Origin of the sequence: Mycobacterium sp. TKK-01-0059 (assembly GCF_000709305.1) — a bacterium.
GTDB lineage: Bacteria > Actinomycetota > Actinomycetes > Mycobacteriales > Mycobacteriaceae > Mycobacterium > Mycobacterium intracellulare.
Genome location: NZ_KL446994.1, coordinates 243,933 through 264,227, shown reverse-complemented (window position 1 = coordinate 264,227; position 20,295 = coordinate 243,933). Strand labels below are relative to the sequence as shown.

19 protein-coding genes are annotated in these 20,295 nt (G+C 65.0%); 9 read left to right on the top strand and 10 right to left on the bottom strand.

Going from position 1 to position 20,295, the window contains the following annotated elements:
* The first annotated feature begins 136 nt into the window (after positions 1–136).
* Together K883_RS20440 and K883_RS20435 are read left to right on the top strand one after the other, a co-directional pair.
* Positions 137–493 (top strand): type II toxin-antitoxin system prevent-host-death family antitoxin, encoded by a 357-nt coding sequence (locus K883_RS20440; RefSeq protein ID WP_014711594.1) that lies wholly within the window; start codon positions 137–139, stop codon positions 491–493.
* A 13-nt stretch (positions 494–506) separates the two neighbouring features.
* On the top strand, positions 507–1,157 hold the full coding sequence (locus K883_RS20435; protein ID WP_020822503.1) for an AAA family ATPase: 651 nt from the start codon (positions 507–509) through the stop codon (positions 1,155–1,157).
* Positions 1,158–1,578: 421 nt separating this feature from the next.
* Here K883_RS20435 and K883_RS20430 read toward each other — a convergent pair whose 3' ends face one another.
* Together K883_RS20430 and K883_RS20425 are read right to left on the bottom strand one after the other, a co-directional pair.
* Entirely contained in the window at positions 1,579–2,835 is a 1,257-nt protein-coding gene (locus K883_RS20430; RefSeq protein ID WP_020822501.1) for a PPE family protein, read from the bottom strand.
* Positions 2,836–3,352: 517 nt separating this feature from the next.
* The gene (locus K883_RS20425; RefSeq protein ID WP_020822500.1) at positions 3,353–4,315 is read right to left on the bottom strand and encodes a LysR family transcriptional regulator; all 963 of its coding nucleotides are present in this window, start codon (positions 4,313–4,315) and stop codon (positions 3,353–3,355) included.
* Between the two features lie 78 nt (positions 4,316–4,393).
* Between K883_RS20425 and K883_RS20420 the strand changes: the two genes are divergently transcribed.
* The 6 genes from K883_RS20420 to K883_RS20395 all read left to right on the top strand — a co-directional run bounded on the left by K883_RS20420 (position 4,394) and on the right by K883_RS20395 (position 11,825).
* Positions 4,394–6,748, top strand: coding sequence for a CehA/McbA family metallohydrolase domain-containing protein (locus tag K883_RS20420; RefSeq protein WP_020822499.1), 2,355 nt, complete (start codon positions 4,394–4,396; stop codon positions 6,746–6,748).
* A 206-nt stretch (positions 6,749–6,954) separates the two neighbouring features.
* Positions 6,955–7,974 carry an ABC transporter substrate-binding protein gene (locus tag K883_RS20415; protein WP_020822498.1) on the top strand — a complete coding sequence of 340 codons (1,020 nt, stop codon included), beginning with the start codon at positions 6,955–6,957 and terminating at the stop codon, positions 7,972–7,974.
* Positions 7,975–8,049: 75 nt separating this feature from the next.
* Positions 8,050–8,784 carry an ABC transporter ATP-binding protein gene (locus K883_RS20410; RefSeq protein ID WP_036455761.1) on the top strand — a complete coding sequence of 245 codons (735 nt, stop codon included), beginning with the start codon at positions 8,050–8,052 and terminating at the stop codon, positions 8,782–8,784.
* 64 nt (positions 8,785–8,848) lie between these two features.
* Positions 8,849–9,640 (top strand): ABC transporter permease, encoded by a 792-nt coding sequence (locus K883_RS20405; RefSeq protein ID WP_020822496.1) that lies wholly within the window; start codon positions 8,849–8,851, stop codon positions 9,638–9,640.
* 29 nt (positions 9,641–9,669) lie between these two features.
* Complete coding sequence (locus K883_RS20400; RefSeq protein WP_020822495.1) at positions 9,670–10,827, top strand: metallophosphoesterase; 1,158 nt, start codon at positions 9,670–9,672, stop codon at positions 10,825–10,827.
* Positions 10,828–10,850: 23 nt separating this feature from the next.
* On the top strand, positions 10,851–11,825 hold the full coding sequence (locus K883_RS20395; RefSeq protein ID WP_020822494.1) for a PPE family protein: 975 nt from the start codon (positions 10,851–10,853) through the stop codon (positions 11,823–11,825).
* A gap of 55 nt (positions 11,826–11,880) precedes the next feature.
* Here the strand turns inward: K883_RS20395 and K883_RS20390 are convergent, their stop codons facing one another.
* The 8 genes from K883_RS20390 to K883_RS20355 all read right to left on the bottom strand — a co-directional run bounded on the left by K883_RS20390 (position 11,881) and on the right by K883_RS20355 (position 19,244).
* Positions 11,881–12,591: a cutinase family protein gene (locus tag K883_RS20390; protein WP_036455910.1), complete on the bottom strand. Its 711-nt coding sequence runs from the start codon at positions 12,589–12,591 to the stop codon at positions 11,881–11,883.
* 167 nt (positions 12,592–12,758) lie between these two features.
* Complete coding sequence (locus tag K883_RS20385; RefSeq protein ID WP_014711584.1) at positions 12,759–13,085, bottom strand: hypothetical protein; 327 nt, start codon at positions 13,083–13,085, stop codon at positions 12,759–12,761.
* Positions 13,086–13,154: 69 nt separating this feature from the next.
* Positions 13,155–14,300, bottom strand: a complete 1,146-nt coding sequence (locus K883_RS20380; protein ID WP_036455907.1) for a PP2C family protein-serine/threonine phosphatase — start codon at positions 14,298–14,300, stop codon at positions 13,155–13,157.
* Between the two features lie 122 nt (positions 14,301–14,422).
* The gene (locus K883_RS20375; protein WP_020822491.1) at positions 14,423–15,166 is read right to left on the bottom strand and encodes a GAF and ANTAR domain-containing protein; all 744 of its coding nucleotides are present in this window, start codon (positions 15,164–15,166) and stop codon (positions 14,423–14,425) included.
* 198 nt (positions 15,167–15,364) lie between these two features.
* On the bottom strand, positions 15,365–16,249 hold the full coding sequence (locus tag K883_RS20370; RefSeq protein WP_036455905.1) for an MEDS domain-containing protein: 885 nt from the start codon (positions 16,247–16,249) through the stop codon (positions 15,365–15,367).
* Positions 16,250–16,332: 83 nt separating this feature from the next.
* On the bottom strand, positions 16,333–17,082 hold the full coding sequence (locus tag K883_RS20365; protein ID WP_036455759.1) for a cutinase family protein: 750 nt from the start codon (positions 17,080–17,082) through the stop codon (positions 16,333–16,335).
* A gap of 187 nt (positions 17,083–17,269) precedes the next feature.
* The gene (locus K883_RS20360; RefSeq protein ID WP_020822488.1) at positions 17,270–18,028 is read right to left on the bottom strand and encodes a TetR/AcrR family transcriptional regulator C-terminal domain-containing protein; all 759 of its coding nucleotides are present in this window, start codon (positions 18,026–18,028) and stop codon (positions 17,270–17,272) included.
* A 508-nt stretch (positions 18,029–18,536) separates the two neighbouring features.
* Entirely contained in the window at positions 18,537–19,244 is a 708-nt protein-coding gene (locus K883_RS20355; protein ID WP_036455758.1) for a DUF899 domain-containing protein, read from the bottom strand.
* 174 nt (positions 19,245–19,418) lie between these two features.
* Here K883_RS20355 and K883_RS20350 point away from each other — a divergent pair, with 174 nt between their 5' ends.
* Positions 19,419–20,219: a PPOX class F420-dependent oxidoreductase gene (locus K883_RS20350; RefSeq protein WP_020822486.1), complete on the top strand. Its 801-nt coding sequence runs from the start codon at positions 19,419–19,421 to the stop codon at positions 20,217–20,219.
* Positions 20,220–20,295: the final 76 nt, after the last annotated feature.

Here is a 20,295-nt window from a genome sequence, read left to right as displayed (position 1 = left end):
CTGTAGCGACTGCGCTGCGCAATCTTCCGATGAGTGCCCGAACGACCAGGCAGAGGTTCTCGCACAAAATGACCCATTCGTACAAAATGGACAAAACAGCTAGAATGGCTAAGGTGCAGACCAAGGAGGGAGCGCCATGTCCACCGTCTCGTTCCGCAACCGCGACGGCAAGCTCGTCGATGTCCCCTCGGTGACCGCCAGCCGCCTCAAAAATGAGTTCGGCACAGTCTTCGATGAGGCCGCGGTCAGCGGGGCGGTGGTGATCACCAAGCACAACACCCCCAGGGCAGTGCTGCTGTCGTACGCCGAATTCGAGGCCCTGGCCGCAACGGCGGCCCCCGCCCTCGACGACCTCAGTGAACGCTTCGACGAACTGCTGGCGACCATGCAGACGCCGAAGGCCAAAGCCGGGGTCGCCGCCGCGTTCGACGCCACACCGGAGGAGCTGGGCGCCGCCGCGGTGAAGGCGGCACGCACCGCGCCACTGCGCTGATCCGGCGCGGCCCATGGCTCGCACGACGACACCGGCGCAGATACACGTGTTGGCGGGCGTCAACGGCGTCGGCAAGAGCAGCGTCGTGGGCGCGACGATCCGCGACAAGGGCGGTGAGTACTACAACCCGGACGAGGCCGCGCGAGAGATCATGGCGGCCAACCCCGGATTGGGCCAAGCCGAGGCCAACGCCGCGGCGTGGGAACAGGGCCGAAAGATGCTGCAGCGGGCGATCGATCAACGCCTCGACTTCACCTTCGAGACCACGCTCGGCGGCACCACGATGCCGGCACTGCTGGCCGAGGCCGCCAAGCGCGGACTCGAGGTCCATGTTTTCTATGTGGGCCTCGACAGCGCCGATACCTGCATCGAGCGGGTGCGCCAACGGGTCCGCGCCGGCGGGCATGACATTTCCGACGCCGACGTCCGTCGCCGATACCGCCACAGCCTGATCAATCTCGTGAAACTACTGCCGGTGCTCACCGGGTTGCGGATGTATGACAACTCGGCGAGCGCCGATCCCGCCAAGGGGCAGGCGCCGAAGCCGGTCTTGGTGTTGCACATGGACCGCGGCCGCATCGTCGGGCCGTCCGACTTGAGCTCCACACCGGCTTGGGCCAAGCCGGTCGTCGCGGCGGCGTTGGAGCTCGCGCAGGGATCGTAAGCGGGAGTCTGGATCTCGGAACCGCAAATTGTTCTCGATTTGCCGGCACGGTCTTGACCCCGTCGCCCGCCTCGGTTCGATGATGCTCATACCTCGAGGGAAAGGCCCGCATTGACATCGATGGCAACCGTGACGATCGCGATGCGCGCGGTCAGCCCTTTGCGCAGCAGCTCCGGTGGCCCGCGAACCTACCGGTCGGGATGATCGATGGGCGCAATGCGGACGGCAAGCCGGCGTCGGACCATCGCAGCGCCGATCGACGCGGTGTTCGACTGGCTCATTAACGGAAACAATTGGAGTGACATACCGGGGATGTTTTACTCCCGCGTTCGCCCGGTCGATGGGCCAGAGCCTTTTGGAGTCGGCTCAATTCGTGAATTCGCCAGCTCGGGTTCGAAAGTCACCGAAGCCGTGCCTTTCCTTATTTCGGGTTCGGCGGGATCACGATGACCGTGGAGGTGGTGGCGATGTCATCGACGGCCACCGCCCCGGGCACCCGGACCGCCGGCCCGGCCACCGCGCGGGTGGCGCTGCCCCCGACCGCGCGTCCGGCCAGGCTCGACAGGGCGGTGGGGCCGAACAAACCCTGCCCGGGATTGACGGTCATCGCCGGTGCGGCGTCCAGCATCGTCTCGGGCAGCTCGGCGGCCAGGGTCCTGATCGCCGGCGCGGCCGAGGCCCAGTTCGCCGGAACCGACAGCGACCCGACGACATCGGCACGACCCACCGCCGCCGACACCGTTCCCGCACCCGGCGGCTGGAACGACGTGGAGCCGGTCAGCAGATCGCTGTGCAGCAGCGGAGCCAGAACCCCATGGAGGCCTTTCGGATGCAGTGTGCCACCGATGCTTCGCAGGTTGGCGCCCATCCCGCGGACATTGAGCGCGAGCTGATAGAAACCCTTCCCCGCGGTCCCGATGCCGATCGGCGAGTAGGGCCCGGTCAGGACGTTGAGGAAGCTGTTGAAACTCTTCAGGCCCCCCGTGGCTTCCCCAAGACCGAGCGAGATTCCAGGCGACGTCGTCGCCGTCGCCGCACTTTGCGCCGCGGCCGGGGCCTGCGAGAGCGCCTGGGAGACCGCGGATTCCACATTGGAGCTCGCCGAGGACTGGGCCGCGGCGGCGACCGCGGCGGCCTGGCCGGGTTCCGCACTGCTGTCGGTGGTCGTCGGTGGCGTGGTGAACGGTGCCAGTTGAGTCGCGGCCGCCGAGGAACCCGCATAGCCATACATCGCGGCCGCGTCTTGGGCCCACATCTCGGCGTACTGGGCCTCGGTGGCCGCGATGGCCGGGGTGTTTTGGCCCAGGATGTTGGTCGCGACCAGTGACGCCAACAACGCCCGGTTGGCCGCGATCACCGGCGGCGGCACCGTGGCCGCGAAGACGGCCTCATACGCGCCCGCCGCCGCCTTCGCCTGACTGGCCGACTGCTCGGCCTGCGCGGCGCTGCCGATCAGCCACGCAACGTACGGTGCGGCCGCGGCCGCCATCGAAATCGAGGAGGGGCCATTCCAACCTGCTTTCAACTCCGAGATCACAGTCCCGTAAGACGCTGCCGTGGAATGTAATTCGGACGCTAATCCGTCCCAGGCGGCCGCGGCGGCCAACAACGGGGCCGGCCCGGGGCCTGAGTAGATCCTGCCGGAGTTGATCTCCGGCGGTAACGCTCCGAATTCCATTGCTTTCCTCCGCATCCGGATATGGCCAACGTCGGCCGGCATCTCAACCGCCGATAACGTTGTCCTTCAACAGCATTCAGCACGCTCAGCTATCACAAACCCTGGCCGCCCGCGGCTTGAATCCTCGTGTGCCCAGAAGACTAGCCAGCTCCGGCGGAAGCAACATCGACCAACGAGGGCCGACTCCGCACGGTCACCACCCCCGGGGGCAGTGGGTGCGCCTTGGCGATGGGGGTCGGCATAAGCGTCCCTGCGCCCCGTCTACCTCGGACGAATCGCGAAGTACCCCGGCGTGAACGGAAGCCAACTTCCGCACGAAATGTTGCCCGATGAAACAGTTTTCATTAGTAAAAATCTTGGCGTCAAATAATTCGAAAGGGGTACTTTGGCCGCGAGGCCGTTTGTCGGCTTCCCGCTCGAACGGCGACGACATTGCGTCGCCATCGAATGTTGGCTTGCTTCACGGATTCCGGTGCCTGAGCTGCATGCACGGTCAGCTCCGGCGCACCCGCAATGATCAGTTGGAGCGGCGGGTCCGCTTCGAGGTTCCCGCAGTCTTTTTCGACAACGCGTCGCGAGACGGCACGGTCTGTTCGATGTGGTCGGCGACGCAACCGACAAAGGCCTGGCACGCGGCGGAGCGCTTTTCGGGGCGCGGTGCCACGAGGTTTACCCGGCGGTGCATGTCAGCTCCGGCGACCGGCCGCAGTGCCAGTCTCGGATCGGCGTTAGCGCGGGTGCGGGCGACGGATTCGGGCAGCAACGCGACACCCAGGTCTTTGCGCACGAAGTGGGTGACCTCATCGACACGCGTCACTTCGAAAGCCACTCGCCGCGTCACGTTGGCGAAGCCGCGGTCGGTTTCGTGTCGCAGACCGTAGCCAGGGGGAAAGTCGATGAACGGTAATGCGGCCAGCGCAGTTATCGACACCGATGATTTTTTTGTGAGCGGGTGCTGGGCGGGCATGACGGCGATGAGCGGCTCGCTGAACAGATGGGTAAACGTCAGGGCGCCGCCGGTCCCGGATACGTTGGAGCCCACGATCGCCACGTCCAGCTTGCGGTCGCGGACCGCCTCGATCAGCACGTCGCTGCCGCCGCTGCGCAACGTCACGCTGACGTCGGGATAGTGCGAGTGAAAGGTCGCCATCAGAGTGGCCACGTCGAGGCTTTCGGATGGGATCTCCATCATCCCGACCGTGAGCCGGCCAACGACCGTGCCGCCGAGAGCCTGTGCGTCAACGGCGATCTGGTCAATGCCGGCAACCACCTGGCGCACCAGCGGCATCAGCGCTTCACCGGCGGGGGTCAGCGAGACCGAGCGGGTCGTCCGTTCGAACAGCCGTAAGCCGATCTCACTTTCGAACCGACCGACCTGCTGACTCAAGGCTGATGGCACGACGAACATCGCCTCGGCCGCCTTGGTGAAACTATTCGCCTCGGCCAACGCGACGACGTAGCGCAATTGCTGCAGGTTCACAATCCTTCATCTTTCGTGATTAATCGCATCATATCTATTCACTGGACTCGCGGGTTCGTTGCCTTCAGGATCAAGGGCATGTCCGCGGATCCGTCGTCACCGGCTGCCTTGGCGGCTGCCGGCATCGTGGTGCGTCCGCAGCCAGGCCTGGCCGGCAATGACTGCTCGGTGGCAGCGGTGCGCGACGAAATCACCGAACAGTTTGACCGCCTTGCGTTCCTGGGGGAGTTGCGCTGCTCGCACGACCGGGTGGTCGCGGGTTCTCTCGAGGAGTTGGTGTTCACCTACACCGTCGGGGGATCCGGCATTGCCGACAGCGGTTGGCTGAAGCTGTGCTTCCGCTACTACTCGGATTGGGATCTGCAGACAACGTCGCCGGACGCCCGCGACTTCGCGACCGCCCGCTTGGTGAGTCGGTCGCTGATCGGCGGGGCCTCCGACGACAGTGCCGCGACGGTGCAGCACCTGGTCACGAGATACGACGTCAAAGGCGGGGAGCGGCCATTTCAGAAGTCACTGCTGATCCACGTCGTGGACGGTTACCTGCGTCCCGGTGATGTGATCGAGATCCGCTGCGGCGACCGCCGTTTCGGCGGCCCCGGGACGCGCGTGCAGACTTTCGTGGAAGACGAGTTCGAGGTCCACCTGTTCGTCGACCCGCTGGGCACGTCGCGCATGGCGCACGCTGATGTGCATCGAATTGCGGTCGTACCGGGTGCACCCGAACGAGTCGTCGTGCACGGTCCTCGCATCGTGCGCAGCGAGGCGCCGGCGGTGCACCTGCATGCCCATCTGCAAGACCGTTGGGGCAACACCTGTTCCGACGTTGCCGCGGCGATGCATGCGCTCATCGACGGTGTCGTCGTGGACAGCGCCCGTACGCCTGCGAAGGGGTGGTCCAAGGCGTCGCTCCGCGTGCCGCCGGTCGCCGCCCGCATCGACGTTGCCGCCGAGACAAGCACAGCCGTGCTGCAGGGCGGTGAGACCGTGATCGACATCGTCGACGACTTCCCGTCGCCGCGGGCGTACTTCTGCGACCTGCACGTTCATTCCAACGACACCGTCGGCACTCAGGACACCGACTGGAACCTGCACCACGCGCGCGATATCGCCGCGCTCGACGTACTTGGCTATACCGCCAACGACTTTCAGATCACCGACGACACGTGGGACGACGTCGTCAGGGCGTGCAGGCAGATCGCCGACGACGGCGCATTTGTCTGCTACCCCGGAGTGGAGTGGTGCGGTACCGCCGGCGCCGGCGGCGACCACAACGTCGTCTTCCTTGGTGAGGACACCACGTTGGCTCGCTCGCTGGAATGGCACCAGCGCATGGCGACCACGGCGCCCAGCCCGCAGACCTGGCCGGTCACCCAGTTATACGCCGCCTACGAGAAGGACCCGGAGTCTTACCTTTTGATCCCGCACGTGGGCGGGCGACGAGCGATCCTGGACTGGCACCACCCCGAGCTCGAGCGGCTGATCGAGGTGCATTCGGCCTGGGGGAGTAGCCCATGGTTCTTCGAAGACGCCCTGGCGCGCGGCCTACGGCTGGGGGCGAGCGCCGCCAGCGATGAACACCGCGGACGGCCGGGGGCCGGGGCGCCAGGCGCCAACATCTTCGGCGGCTTCGGCGGGCTCACCGGCGTCCTCGCGCCGGCCCTTTCCGCCGCAGACGTCGGTCGTTCGCTGCGCGCCCGCCGCACCTGGGCCACAACCGGTGCGCGCGCGGTCGCCCTGCTGCGCAGCGGTGAGAACTGGATGGGTGACGAGTTCGCCACTGACGCCGGAGAACTGACCGCCGGTTACGCCTTGTACGGCACGACGGGATGGGATGACGTGACGGTCTACGACAGCGCCGGTTTGCTCTGGCGTCGTGACCTGCACGCCGAAACGGGGCTTTCCCCTAACCTGGTTCGCATCAGCTGGGGTGGCGCTCGGCACCGTGACCGCTACCGCTGGGCCAGCTGGTCGGGCCGCCTGCGTATCGATGGCACCGCCGTCGAACACGTAACGCCGTGGGCGATCACCCATCCCGAGCAGATCATCGATGTCGACGGATCGGCCGTGGCTTGGGATACCAAGACTTACGGGGCGGATATCGGCATCGTGATACGGCTCGCCGAGCTGAGCCGCGCGCGCTTCGAACTCGAAGCGACGGTGCAGGAAGACGGCCTGCACACCGGGGCGAGCCTTTCCGGGGCGGAGCTCGTCGCCGAAGGACATCGTGACATCGCCGTCGGCGGTCTCAATCTGCGCGTCCGCCTCGAACGCATCGCCGACCCGAAGGCACTGCCGACCACCGTCACCGGCGAACTCAACCTGCAGCTGCCCAAGGGCGACAGCGCAATATACGTGCGCGGCAAGCAATTCGATGGACATCAGGTATGGACAAGCCCGCTGTTCGTGACCCGAACCAGGGGGACCCCATAGTGACCCGACTTCGAACCGGCCTTACGCGCCGCCTCCACATCGACTTGCGCCGCATCACTTGCGCGGCTTGTCCGGCCCCCTGGGCCGTCTGAAGCGCGCGCACCGCCGCGCCATCAGCACTCCCGTCCCCGCGGCACGGCAGCAACTCTCGTTGTCAGCCGCGTCCAAATCCGCCAGGTTCTGATCCGTTTCGATTCGAGGAAACCATGTCACTGCACCGATTCGGCAGCAAGCTCATCGCGCTGATCGCCGCGTCAGCTACCGTCGCCGTGCTGTCCGGGTGCTCGAGCCAGGGCGCGTCGCCGACCTCCTCCGCCGTATCGCTGCGCCTGGGATATCTGCCGCGCATCACGCACGCCTCGGCACTGGTGGCTCTCCACGACGGCTTCTTCACCAAGCAACTCGGACCCCAAGTCAACTTCACCGCAAATCCATTCAGTCGAGGGACCGAGGAAGTGACCGCGCTGCTGTCTGGCCAACTCGACGCCGCCTACGTCGGCCCCAATCCCGCCTTCAACGCCTGGCAGAAATCGGGAGCGAAAGCGATCAAGATCATCTCCGGCGCGGCCAGCGGAGGTACCTCGATGGTCGTCAAACCCGACATCAAGACCGCAGCAGACCTCAAAGGGAAGACCGTGGCGGACCCCGCGCTCGGCGGGACCCAGGACGTCAGCCTCCGCGACTGGCTCGCCCGCAACGGGTTGAAAACGAATATCCAAGGAGGCGGCGATGTTTCGGTCAAACCCACCAGCCCGGAATCGGCGATCGTCCAACAATTCCTTACCAACCAAATCGCCGGCGCCATCGACTCCGCGCCTTTCGATGTGCAGATGATCAAGGCCGGTGGGGTGCGACTGTGGTCGGACCCCAACACCATCACCGTCCTGGTCGTCCGCCAAGAATTTCTTGCGGCCCATCCTGACGCGGTCGCCGGACTGCTGCGCGCCCAGGCCGAGGCGACCGAACGTATCGCCACGGACCGCAGTGGCGCGGCCCAATCTGCAAATGCCGCGCTGGCGAAAGATCTTGGCAAGGGGCTTGAACCGGATGTACTCGCTGCCTCCTTCGAGGAAACCACCTACACCAACGACCCCGGAATGGCCTCACTGCGCGACCAGGTCACCAAGGCCGTGGCCATAGGGTTGCTGCATCCTCTCGATATCAGCGGCCTGTACGAGCCGGGACCGCTCAACAAAGTGCTCGCCGAGCCGGCAAGCCGCAGGTGACCCGTGATCCACTACGTTCAGTCTGATCACCTCACCGGACCGCCACCCGAAGCGAGCGCCCAAACGTCACGGGCCGTGCGGCTCACCGACGTGACCAAGCAGTACGGCCGGGGCCGGTCGGCCGTCACAGCCCTCGATCGCATCACCTTGACGGTCAACTCCGGTGAATTCGTCTGCGTTGTGGGTGCATCCGGCTGCGGTAAGAGCTCACTGCTGTCGCTGATCGCCGGGATGGACCAACCGTCCGCCGGCGAGCTCAGCATCGATGGGCAACGGGTGGCCTTGATGTTTCAGGAACCGGCGCTGTTCCCATGGCTGACGTCGGCCGCCAACGTCGAGTTGGCCTTGCGGGCGCGCTCGGTGCCGCGCCGGCAACGCCGCCAGCGGACGTCTGACTTGTTGCAAACGGTTGGCTTGGCTGACTTCGCCGACAAGCGTCCTCATCAACTGTCCGGTGGCATGCAGCAGCGCGTCGCATTGGCGCGTGCGCTCGCTCAAGACGCCGACGTCTTGCTGATGGACGAGCCGTTCGGGGCGCTGGATGCCCTGACCCGTGATCGCCTACACGAAGAGCTCGAGCGCATCGTTGACGAACGCAGACTGACCGTCGTGTTCGTTACGCACAACGTTCACGAGGCAGTGCGACTCGCCGACCGTGTCGTATTGCTCAGCCCGCGGCCCGGTCGCATCGTCGAAGAGATCGCGGTCCCGGTGGCGCGCGACCACAGAGTCAACAACCCGGGCGTTGCCGAATTGGCCTCCCGCATCTCGACCCAGCTACGGAACGAGGGAAACCGTGGCGGTGCTTGATAGCGATCTCTCTACCAAGGGTCACCGGCCTGCGTCGACGCCCCAAGCGCCGCACCCGAACCGAGTGCGGATCAGGTCGGCGCTGGCGGCGATGCGGGCGAAAGTCTTTGCCGTCGCGATGGTTCTGCTGATCTGGCAGCTTATGTACCTCAGCGGGTGGAAGCCGTCATTCGTGCTGCCCGGCCCAAAAACCGTCGCAGCCAACCTCTGGCAGCGCCTGCATGAGGCCGTGCTGTGGGACGCGATCGGGATCACGATGTGCCGGGCGCTGGCCGGTTTCGCGCTGGCATTGCTCATCGGGTCGGTCGTCGGCGCAGTGATCGCGCAAAACCGGCTGCTGCGCATGGCCTTCGGGCCGGTGATCACCGGTTTGCAGACCATGCCGGCCATCGCCTGGTTTCCCTTCGCCATCATATTCTTCGGGCTGCACACGTCGGCGATCCTGTTCGTCGTCGTCATCGGCGCCGCACCGTCGGTGGCCACCGGGGTGCTCGCCGGAGCCGGACAAATCCCGCCGCTGCAGCTGCGGGTCGCAAATAACTTGGGATTGCATGGGTTTGGGCTCTACCGGCATGTGATTCTGCCCGCCTCGCTACCGATGTTCGTCGCCGGTCTGCGCCAGGGATGGGCGTTCGCCTGGCGTAGCTTGATGGCCGGCGAATTGGTGGTGCTGATCAGCGACACCGCGTCGATCGGGGTGCTGTTGGAAAACGCTCAGAACCTCAGCGATATGCCGTCGGCGATTGCCATCATGATCGTGATCCTTTTGATCGGCATTGCCATCGACGCCGTCTTCGACGTGGCCGATCAGCGTATCCGCCGATATTGGGGACTGATCGAAACCAATTCTGAATGACTCGACCATCCAATCGGACAAGGAGACCCATGCCGGAGGACCACCACGATCATCGCCTGCCGGACAATCCATTTCGTCTTTGGGCATTCGGTGATGCGCACGTCGGGACAGACAAGCGCTACGGCAGACGGAGCCTGGCCGAGGCGATAACGCATTCGGAGTCCGGCGGATCCGAAGGTGGGCCACCGTTCGAGTGGGATATCGCCATCGACGTCGGCGACATGTCCGGGGCCCATCACCATCTTCCCGACGACGCCGAGGGATCCGAGCTTCGCCGCCAGTTCGGGAGCTTGCGTCGCCACCGACGCGAGGCCATCTACAGCGTCTGCGGCAATCACGACCGCAGCGGCCTACACCAGCCCGAGGCATGGTGGTGGCAGAAGTGGGTGGATCCCCTCGGACAGCACACCGAATTCTCCGGAGTCGACGCCGCCGCGCGACCTTATCCAGTCGAGGGCGCGTGGGACCACTATTCCTTCCGGGTGGGCAACCTCTTGTTCCTCATGCTCAGCGACCGCAACGAACCCACCCAGACCGTGGGGCGGGGCCCGCTCGGCGGCAACCCGGGCGGCGTCGTCAGCGGCGAGGCGTTCCGCTGGTGGAAACACATGGTGCTGACCAACCCCGATTCGATCATCATCGTCGTCCACCATTACGTCCTCAAGGACACCACCGTGGCCTCCGGGGAGTGGGAAGGCGTTCGCAAAGGGCCGGACGGGCAACTGCTGGAGCACTACCACCGCCCGTTCGAACTCGGAACCCCACACGCGGCGTCCTACCTGTACTGGGTGGACAGCAAACCAGACTCCGGGGCGTTCGAAGACTTCCTCACCGAACATCCCGGCCGGGTTCACTTGTGGATCGCCGGGCACACCCACACCCACCCCGACGACAGCTATGGCGGCAAAACCCATATCGAACAACGCTGGGGCACATGGTTTCTCAACGTCGCATCACTGAGCCGCCACCATATGCCCATCACCACACTTCCGATCAGCAGGCTGCTCACCTTCACGCCCGGCAGCGCCGAGGTGCGTGTCCAGTGCTACCTGCACACCAGCCAATACGCACCGCAAGGCTGGTATTCCAAGGCCGAACGGAGCCTCACGCTCAACAAGGCGTTCGTAGCACCGGCGAACCATTCGCTTGAGCGGACAGGCGCATCGCACTCCGCCGTCGTTAGGTGACGCGCACCTGAAGTGAGTAATCAGTGAGTCTCGGTGAGCTACCACCGGAAATCAATTCCGGCCGACTGTATTCAGGTCCCGGCTCGGCCTCGATGAGCCTGGCGGCCGAGGCGTGGGATGAAACGGCGGCGCAGCTATACGACACCGCGGAGAGCTATCGCTCGGTGGCGTCGATGCTATTCCAGGCACGGCAGCACCCGGTGTCGATCGCGGTCGCAGCGGCGGTGGTGTCCTTTACCGCATGGCTCAACGCCGTCGCCGCGCGGGCGCGGCAGGCCGCGCGCCAAGCGAGAGCGTCCGTCGACGCATTCGAGTCCGCGTTAGGGGCGGTGGTGCCGCCGTCGGTGATCGACGCCAACCGCACGCTGCGGACGGCGCTCGTGACGGCGAACGGCCTGGCCCAAAACGGCCCCGCAATCGCCGACACGGACGCTGGCTACGAACGGATCTGGGCACAGGACGTCGACGCCATGTACGCCTATGCCGCAGCCTCTGCGGCCGCGTCAACTCTGACACCATTCGACACGCCGCCGACCGTGGGATCGGGCCAGCACGACCCCGCGATCGCCGAAACCGCGTGGAGCCTGATCGCGGCTCCGCAAGTGGTATCGGCCGGCGGCCACGTGATGCCCGTGATTCCCCGAGCGCTGCGGGCGCTGTCCCGTTCGCCGATAACGACATTCGACGCATGCCTGTCCACGGCGACATCACCTCTGTCAAAACTGGGTTCACTATCCGCTCCCACCGACTTCGCGATAAACCGTCTGAGTTCGCTTAACAAGACAGCGTCACTGAGAAGGGCCGCAGCGTTGCTGCAACACCCGGGTCAGGTCGGTGGCGCTACGGCCGCGGCAACGGCGCGGTTAGGTCGCGCGTCCTCGATCGGGGCACTGTCGGTGCCCCAATCATGGGCGAAAGCCGCGATGCCCCGCGGCATTGAGTTCGAGACATCGGATAGCGACTATGTCCTGATCGACCCGTCCAACCTCCTGTGGTGAGCGGGCATCCGGCGCCACAATACCGCTGTGTCTCAGGACTATTCACACTGTCGCGCTACAGATGTTGGGCAGCAAAATCCGCGCCCTGGTCGACCATGCCGTTCGCCGCGTACAGGGTATGCGCGATCCCGGGCGGTCCAGGAGGGGCGCCATTGCAAACCGTGTCGTCGGGGGCGCACAACTGAATGGTCTTGCCTGCGTACAGCGGACCGATCGTAATGGGTGGCGCGCCGGCGCCGCGCAGGAATTCATTGGAGGGTGTTCCGAACAGGACCACCGCGGCCACGTGATCAGCGACCGTCCGCGGCAACGGCTGCGGCACATAGGACACGAACTCCTGTGGCACTTCCTTGGGTATGGCAGGGGAGGTCACAAAGCCGGCCACGGCGGCGCCTTGGGAATACCCGCCGAGCACCATTTTGGTTCTGGGGCAGTTCGACGCCGTGGATTCGATGTGGCCGCCGGCGTCCTTGATCCCGTCCACAAAGGTTCGGGCGAAGGCGATGCCTCCGTTGAAGTCGCCGCTCGCCTCGTAGTTCACCGGAGAGACGCCCACGGACTTGCCGCCGACTCGTGAGCTGAGCGCGTCGACGAACGCCTGCCCGACCCCGCCGACCCCGGGTGGTTCGCCGGTGCCGCGAGCAAAGACCACGTCGACGTCGGGACACGGTTCGGCGGAGGCCGCCGGGACGGGCGCGCTCAACAGCGCCGCCGAGGCTGTTACTACCGCAGTAGCGAGATAGCGAATGGATCGTAGCGAGCTCATGCATGCGAATGCCCAGACGCGATTGACCCGAAACCGGCAATTATTCAGCGGCAGCGAACTGAGGTTCTGCCACTGAGGGCGAGGCGCAACCAGGCCGGCGCGCCGCATCACGACGAGCGCGCTGCGCGCCTGGCGCAGTGTCGAGCCCTGACTCTCGTCAGCGTCCGTCAAACGTCAGGCGCGATCTCAACGGGATGTTCGCTCAACGGCTCAATCACAATTCCCACGTTTTTCATCACCTCAATTGAGCGGTTGGTCTCCAGCACGCCTTTAATGTCTCCCTCAAGTATCATGTACGCGGCGCGGTTCATTCGTTCATAGAACTCGTTCATCGTCTCCACGCTGCGAAAAACCGGGACGAACCACGCACCGTCGCGTTCAAGCAAAAATGGCTTTTGTTTGCCGTCCTTCGTGTCGCCAAAAGGAGTGGAGTAGTAGACCTTAGCCTCGGGAGCAGCTTTTTCGGCCGGCTTCTTCTTTTTGAATGGCCACACGATTTTCTCCCTTCCGCCAGACGCCGTTGCTTCTGGCAACCGCCGCCGCGGCAAGCGCGGCGATGGTGGTCATCTGGCAGACCGTTCGAGGCGCAGCACGGCGATGTCATCGGTAAACCCACCGTGCGGCTGGGCAAGCTTTTGGGCACTGTCGATGAGCGCGTCGACGAATTGTATGCCGGGCAAGTGTGCGTGGGAACAGGCCAGAGCGAGCAGACCGTCCTCGTCCAGGGGTTGGCTGCCGTTGCTTGAAAACCCTTGGAAGAGTCCGTCGGTCACCAACACCAGGCCCTGATCATCCGGCAGTTCCAGCTCGTGTTGTGGCCAGTCGTCGGCGCGCAGTCCCAGCGCCGGGCCGGCCGGAGGCATGATCCATTCCACGGTGCCGCCGCCGTGTAACAACATCCCGGGATGCCCGGCACGGATCGTTTTGAGACGCGGGTTGCCGGGGCAGATCTGCAGGGTGAGCGCCGTGGCGCAGATCCCCGAACCGCTTCGTTCTGAACGCAGCACTCGCTCGAGGTGGTGCATCCTCGCCACGTCGTGCACGCCGGCGAGGGTGAGCGCACGAAACGCGATCCGCAATGCCGCACCTAGTGGCGCCTCATGGGGACCGTCCTCAGCGACCTCACCGATCAGCACATGCACGGTGCGGTCGGGCGTTTGGACGACGTCGTAGAAATCTCCGCATAGCAGCGCGTGCTCGCGGCTGGGCCGGTACCGGGCGACGACGTCGACGCCCGGGTTGTCCAGTAGCAGCGGGGAGGCCGATAGGCCCCGTTCGAGTATTGCGTTCTCGCGGGCCCGCAGCTGGGTGGCATCCAGGTCGACGGCCATCAGCTCGGCGCGCTTGCGTTCGATCGCATACAGCAGCGCGCGGCGCAACACGTCGGGTTGGACGCGGCCCTTGACCAAGAAGTCCTGGGCACCGGCCGCCACCGCCGAAGCTCCGAAATCTTCATCGTTCAGCCCCGTCAGCACGACAATCGGTACGGTGGCATCACGTTTGGTGATGCGCTCGAGAGCGTCCATTCCGCTGGCGTCCGGCAGATGCAGGTCCAGCAGCACGCAGTCGGGCCGCGCCGAGGCCAACACCTGCTCCGCGTGTGCCATCGACCGCGCCCACACCAGCCGTATGCCGCTGACGGCATCATCGATCAGATCTTCGACGAGTAGCGCATCGGCGCGGTCGTCCTCGATCAGCAGCACGGACAAGGACCGCGCGGCGGGCGTGATGGGAGCACGCAACGGAATCAATTCCCGATCACTTGTGAAGGCCCAGGTCGACTCGGGTTGTTCGCGAGACCTGTCGTGCGTTGCGTGCAGGCCGACCACGTTCAGATCTCACCCGCGGCGCCGCGGGTGTGGCGTTTCACCATTGCGGCGGCGACGTCGACGAGCTTGATGTTGGCCTCTTGGGAGACGCGGCGCAGCGTGTCGAAGGCCTCGGCTTCGGTGAGGTCGTTGAGCGCCATGAGCATGCCGATGGCTTTTCCGATCTCGCGGTTGCTGGCAAGGCCGCGTTGCAATGTCGCGGCATCTTCGCCTTGAGCCACGGCGTTGGCGGCGACGCCGGCGAAAGCCGCCAAAAGGATTGCGCGTTCGACGGCCACCATGTCGAACGCATTGGGGCTGTCGGAGAACAGGTTTAGGGCGCCGATTTTGTGGGGGCCGACGAGCAGGCGAAAGCCCATGATTCCGTGCACCGGTGTTTCGGTGAGGACCCGGGCGGCCAGAGCGGGCCACTGACTGCCGGCGCGGAGATCGGGATCGATTTGTGGGGTTTCCTCCGAGATGGCATCCAGGCAAGGGCCTTCGCCGAGCGCTTGCTCGAGCTTGTCGATCTTGCGGGCGACGCTGTCGCTGGCTGCCGCCGTCGTGGCGATGTGGTCGTCGCGCAACATGACGCTCGCATGGTCGCAGCCGGGAACCATGAGTGTGGCTGCGATGCAGATCGCAGCATAGATCTCTGCGGGCGTTGAGCCTTGGTAGACGATGTCGGCTAAGCCGGTGAATACCGCGGTGGGCTCGGCACGCGAACGCGATGCCGCCACATCGGGGCTTTCGTTACCGTATGGCATCCTCAACCCGCCTCGTCATAGCCTCACGCCACCAAAGGTGCGCCGGTGCGCCAGGTTTCGACCTGGCCGGCCCTTGGCTCCCGTCGGCCCGCAACGTCGCTGTGACGAAATCCTGCCCACTGCTGGCGCGGACGCCTGTCGCAGTCCGCGCGCTGCCGAACTCCGTTGTAAAACCACGTGACCGCGGTGCCCCTACGTTCATCCCGCCGATCCTGCGTAGGTGACCTGCCCGGCGGAGGGCCCGGTCGCTTGCGTTGCGTGGTGCGGCGGTGCCGGCTGCAACTCCACATTCGTCAGTTGAAGCACGCCGACCAGCCTGGTGGGGATTCGTTGGCCGGTTCGCAGGATCACGGTGCGACCATTGGTGCGCGCGTAGTGATCGAGGGTGTAAAGCTGCTGGTGACTGATGAACTCTAGGCCTTGCGCGTCGATGACGATCAGCGGGTCATCGTCGAGCAGCGACCAAATGCGTTGCAATGCGGTGGTGTAGAGCCCGTCGCTGTGTAAATCGATATTGCCCGTCAGCGCGAACGCTGCTTGCGGTGCAGGGTGCAGCCGGAAACGGGGCGCACGCTCACTGAGATCGGGGTGAAGGCAGATGAGTTCGTCCGCGGCGCCCGCCAGCTGATGCGTGTCGTAGGCGCACAGCGCGGAAAAGGGCAGCCCTGTCATCGTGCGGGAGAGGAGGAACTCAAATTGCGACAGGCCGGCTCGTTGGTCGGGGCGGCGGGCCAGTGTCGTAGCGTCGACGACCACGCGAAAGCCGTTGTAACCATTCTGGATTGCGTGATCGAGGGCCGCCACACTGATGGCTACTGCGGTATGGGGGTCCACAATTTCGGTGCCGTCCAAGACGGCGTAGAACTTCGATGCCGGTGTCACGCCGACACCGCCGGCCGTAAGCCGGTCGGCGATGCCGGGCAGCGCCGTCAATTCCGCCCACAATTGCTCGCGGCTACCGTGCCCGACGAATTCAATCCAGTGATTGTGAGCGAGTCCCTCGGCGATGTACTGCGCAGCACGGGCGTGGAAGTCGGTGCGGTCCTGGAACTTCCAGCCGAGATGCTCGAAAGCCGGGGTTATTTCTGCTGCTGTGGGCTCCATGGAATCAAGCGTCGAGCACGTCGGCGGTGGCTGCGTGCAGAGCCAATCCTCATTCCGCGCCATCAGCCGGTGGGGTTTCCAGACCAGTCACCCGGCGCGGGCGGTGGGTTAACAGGCGCCGGCCCGGGAATCGGGGGGTTCCCGGCATCTTGATTAAGCCGCCCGGCGGCGAAATTTGCGCCCTGGTCAATCATGCTGCTGTTGTCCGCATAGGTGTTGTGCGCGGCGAAATTGAGGCCATCAGAGCACACCGGGTCCTCGGGAACGCACACCTTGATGGTCTTGGCCGCATACGTCGGTCCGATGACCACCGGCGGCTGACCCAGGAAGTTCATGGCCCGCACATTGGGCATTCCGAACAGCACCACCGCGGCGACGTGATCGGCCACTTCAGGTGCTAATGGTTTCGGTACCGTTGCGGGATCAACGCCCTCGGGCACCGCATCCGAGGTGACAAAGCCCATCACGGCCGCGCCCTGCGAATAGCCGCCGAGCACCATCTTGGTCCTGGGGCATCCATTGGCCGTGGAAACCACATGCGCGCCAGCGTCTTTGATGCCCTCGAGGCCGGTGTCCCACTGGTCGCTGGCGGGGTAGTTGACCGGGTACACGTCGAACGAGCCGGCGCGCACCCGCGAGCGGACAGCGTCAACGAACGCCTGTCCCGTCGGGCCCACGCCCGGTGGCTCACCGGTGCCGCGTGCGAACACCACCTCGACATCGGGACATCCCCGGGCGACGGCGAGGGGAACCGCGGCGGACGGGAGCACCGATGCCAGCGCAATACCTACAAATCCAACGACCAAATGCACGCGCACGTTTCGTATTCCTCGTCGTTTCGGGCCTGACCGGAACCGCAGTGCACCGTTCGGCCGCAACGGACCAGAGTCGCATTGCTGGTGGCTGACGAGCACGCCGCGTCGTTTACAGCGTAAACAGCAGGGCTTACGTTGTAAACAGGTGGGCGCGATTGTTGGGTTGTCGGCGGCGACAGCCCTATTAGCGACGAGCCATCAGAAGTTCGATGCGATCGAGCAACGACTCGAGTCCCTCTTCGAACTCTGCGGTGCTGTGATCCTCGGACAACATCGGTTGTAACCGCTGCAGGCACGGGTAGCCCGTGAGATGCCGACGCGGTGGTTCGCCGTCGAGAATGGCCTCGTCCGGATGTAGTTCGGCGCCGTGGGCGTGCACTTCCAGAAGCAACTGGCCCAGCAGGAACGTGGTGTAGGCGCGGTAGGCGGCCACTGCCGCATCGTCGTCGAAGCCGTAGGAGAAGAGCGTCTCGAGGAAGGTTTCCATCCAGCGCAGGCTGCGCAGCGGCGGGCGGACCCATGGCGCTTCGGGCGCATGCGTGGCCAACAGCGGGAATATCTGCGGGTGTTCAAGGGCGATTTGGCGTACCCCATGCGCCAGGCGTACCAAGTAGTCCTGCCAGCCGTCCTCTTGACGACGCGCGGCAAGTTGTTCGGCGTGGAGGCGATCAACGAGGCGGTCAATGATGCCGGTGAGCAGGTCACCACGACTGTGAACGTGGCGGTACAGCGCCATCGCCTCCACGCCGCAGGCCGCCCCCAGCCGACGCATGGTCAGCTGCGGCAGACCGTCGCGGTCAACGAGCGCGATGGCGGTATCCAAAACCACTTCGCGGGTCAACCGCGCGCCCCGGGGAGCCTCATCGCCATCAGCCGATGTCACCACCTGCTGGTCAGCATCGGCTATGTCACGCTGTGTGCGGTCGCGGCCATCACCGTTCACCGAATCGCCTCCTACGTTGGATCGGTGACGTGTCATCGAAGATTCGGCCTATACAAGTGGTATTTGTCGACCAGATGCGGCGAGATGATCACCTCGGTAATTCTTTGTATCGCCGACTCTACAGCTGCTACGGATCGCAATAGGGGCGATTGCGGGCATCTCAGTAGATAAGGAAGCCGACCCGACAGCGATTCCTGACTGGCGCGCTCGCGCCCGATAAGCGTCGAAGTCCGCGACCGCGGCAGCAACGTCACGTCGACGCCTCTCAACGCCCGGTCGGCGCCGCTCCCGTCTATACGAGACCTGACAATTGCTCCGCGGTTCCGGCTGCGGTAACGGCCCATGGTTCCCTCCAGATCTTTAGTGCCACAGACGGATTCGTGCCACTAGCCATCAACGGCGATGCACGCCAGGCGCGCTAAAATCCTCCTTAGCCGCTACAGAGGTCGCATCCCAGCGATAGAGGCGGCGATGGTGCGGGTGACGACGTATCGTTCGTCGCTGGCGCTCATGCTTTGTCCCCGTTTGTCCCTGGGCCGTAGGCGGCTGCGATAGCGGGGGAGTCGAGCCATCCCGAGTATGTGGGTCGCGAGGGCCAGCCTTCGGGCGAATCGAGCCATTCCTCCTGGCGGCCCCATGGTAGGACGTCGATCAACGCGAACGTGTGACTGAGTTGTTCGGTGCCCCGCCCGTTCGTATGCCACGTGCGGTACACGGTGCCCCCGTCGCGCAGGAACACGTTGACGCCGAAACCGCCGCCGGGTGGCGCATCCATGTCGGCGGCGAAGGGGCTCTGCGATGACGAATACCAATCCATGCGATTGCCGACCTTGCGCTTGTAGGCGAGTGCTTCCTCGATCGGTCCGTTGGTGACAACGACGAACCGGGCGTCATAGCGGTCGAGGAACTCCAGCCGGGTGAACTGTGACGTAAAGCCCGTGCACCCGCTGCACTGCCACTCCGCGCCGTCCGACCACATGTGGTGGTAGACGATGAGTTGGGCGCGACCGTCGAACACGTCGACCAGGCGGATGGGCCCGTCGGCGCCGATCAATGTGTAGTCGGGCAACTCGACCATCGGCAGTCGGCGGCGCTGGGCGGCGATCGCATCCAGCTCGCGGGTGGCGGCCTTCTCACGTTTGCGCAGTTTGTCGAGTTCGGCGCGCCAGGTTTGGTGATCGACCACAGGCGGCAAGGCCGCGGTTTCGGGGGGCATGGCTTCTACCTTCGCTCTCGATTTGTTCGTCTGGAAGGACTGACTGCCGGAGTGCCGGGGATTCATCGGTAGGGATGGGCGGCCCGTCGATGCCGTCGGCAGCGATGTCACATGTTGCTGCGGCGTCCCGTCTAGCGAATGAGGAACAGACAAGCCAATTGTGGGAGAGGCGGCATGATGAAGCGCTTGAGTGGCATTGCGCGGGCATACCTGATCGCGGTGACGGCCTTTGTCGGGATGGTCACCACCGGCATCGGGATCTGGTGTGTGCTCGATCCGCCCTCATTCGCCCGTGCCGTCGGGTTTGGCGAGCACCAGCACTTTCTGCACGACGTCGGCGCGTTCCAGATAGGCCTGGGAATCACGCTGCTGCTCGCCCTGATCTGGGCGGACGCTCTGGCTGTCGCCCTCGCGGGGTTCATTGTGGCCAACACCGTGCATACCCTGAACCACGTGATGGACCTTGACCTGGGAGGTTCGCCCGCCCAAGCGTGGGCGCTCGGTGCGGTATCGGTGGCGCTGGTCGCGGCGTTCGTGCTGCGGTTACATCAACTGGGCTACGTACTGGGCAGCGTTCCCATGGCCACCAGCCAGACGTTGGCGCCGTTGGTGCGCCAGAAGACGATCCGGCTGATCACCTTTCGCAAGGACGGCACCCCCGGTTCGAGCCCCGTCAGCATCGTCGTGGACGGCGATCGCGCCTACTTCCGCAGTTTCGAGCAAGCGGTCAAGATCCGCCGGATCCGGCGTAACCCAACCGTCGAATTCGGGCCGTCCACGGGGTCGGGCAAGCCGACGGGGCCCGTGCAACCTGGCGTCGTGCGCTTGCTCGACGGAGATGAGTATCGGCAGGTGGGGCGCCTGCTGCGGCAGAAGTATCCCTTCCTGCACGGCGTCCTGGTCCCGTCGGCGCATCGCTTGATGCGGTCCAAGTTCGGTCGCACGGTCCACGCGGAGCTGACCCCGTCGTCTTGATCCGGGTAGCCCAACGGCGCGCTTCGGAGGTTCAGCAGCGCCGATTCTGATCGGCGCCCGCACCGGTGGCAGGCTT